Source organism: Streptomyces rimosus subsp. rimosus, from assembly GCF_000720725.1.
Classification (GTDB): domain Bacteria; phylum Actinomycetota; class Actinomycetes; order Streptomycetales; family Streptomycetaceae; genus Streptomyces; species Streptomyces rimosus_A.
This window is the reverse complement of record NZ_JOCQ01000225.1, coordinates 1-1222: the sequence shown is the minus strand read 5'-3', so window position 1 is coordinate 1222 and position 1222 is coordinate 1. Positions and strand designations below refer to the sequence as shown.

The window sequence follows — 1222 nt, the reverse complement described above, 5'->3', positions numbered from 1 at the left end:
GCGCGCCACACGTACCCTGCGCCGTACGCTCTCCTCGTCCGCCGCGCGGGAAGTCGCCGAGGTCACCCGCACCGCCACGGTGCTGCAACAGCCCGTGACGACGGGTCGGCAGATCGCCATCACCTCCATCCGGGGCGGTTCCGGCAAGTCGGCCGTCGCCGCGCTGCTGGGCACGACGTACGTGCACTACCGGCGTGACCCGGTCCTCTTCCTGGAGGCCGACCCGGCGCTCGGCTCACTGCCGCTGCGTCTCGGCGCCGAGGCGCTGCGCTGGACGACCAGCGATATCGCGGACGTCGTGAAGCCGGACATGTCGCTGCTCGATGTCACCGGCTATCTCGTCCAGCTCCCCAACAACGCCTGGCTGCTGCCTGCGAGCCGGGGACAGATCGGTGTGATGCTGGACAGCCGGGCGTACGAGCAGGCCGTGGTGGCGCTGCGCCGTTACTTCGGTGTGATGGTGATCGACTGTGAGACGCTGCCCGCCGAGGTCGCCCGGGTGGCACTCGCCGCCTCCCACGGCCGTGTTCTGACCGCTCCCGCAACGCCGGAAGGCATCGCCGGTACGTACTCGGTGCTGCAGTGGATGCAGGCATTGCCCCGCCGTGTGATCGCCGGCACGGTCGTCGTACTCACCGAACTGGTGCCCCACTGCGGACTCGATCTCGACGGGGCTGCCCGAAGTCTCCGCTCCACGGGAGCATGCGTCCGGATTCTGCCGTACGACCGGCACCTGGCAGCCGGCGGCCCCGTTGACACCGGGTTGCTGGCTCGCCCGACCAGGGAAGCCGCCGCCGGCCTCGCCGCGGACGTCTTCCAACTCTGCCTCCCCTCGAAGCGTCACTGACCCGATGCCGAGCCCGATCGTGAATGACGGACGACGATGAGTACCCGACTGATACACCGCCCGGCCAGGACCACCAGGCCACCGGCCGCCCCCGAGGCGCGCATCATCGAAGCACCGCCCAACCTTCCCGAGGGGAAGTCGGGCAACATCGCGATGTCGCTGCTGCCCGTCGCCGGTGTCATGTCGTCCGTGGTGATGATGACGGTCGTACGCAACAGTCAGTTCGCCGCGCTGGGCGCGGTCATTCTCGTCGTCACCGTCATCGGATCCGTCGCCCTGGTCTTCTCGCAGCGTGGCAAGGCTCAGCGCACCCGGCGCACTCAGCGCGAGGCGTATCTGGCCTACCTGGAGGACCTGCGCGAGGAACTGGCTGCC

Annotated in this window: 2 protein-coding genes; both read left to right on the top strand. The window is 69.2% G+C overall.

Annotated elements, in window-relative coordinates:
- A partial coding sequence (locus IH45_RS0142595) for a MinD/ParA family ATP-binding protein (protein ID WP_030682573.1) occupies positions 1-847 on the top strand: 847 nt, incomplete at its 5' end.
- Positions 848-883: 36 nt separating this feature from the next.
- A partial coding sequence (locus tag IH45_RS01000000144800) for a hypothetical protein (RefSeq protein WP_032919570.1) occupies positions 884-1222 on the top strand: 339 nt, incomplete at its 3' end.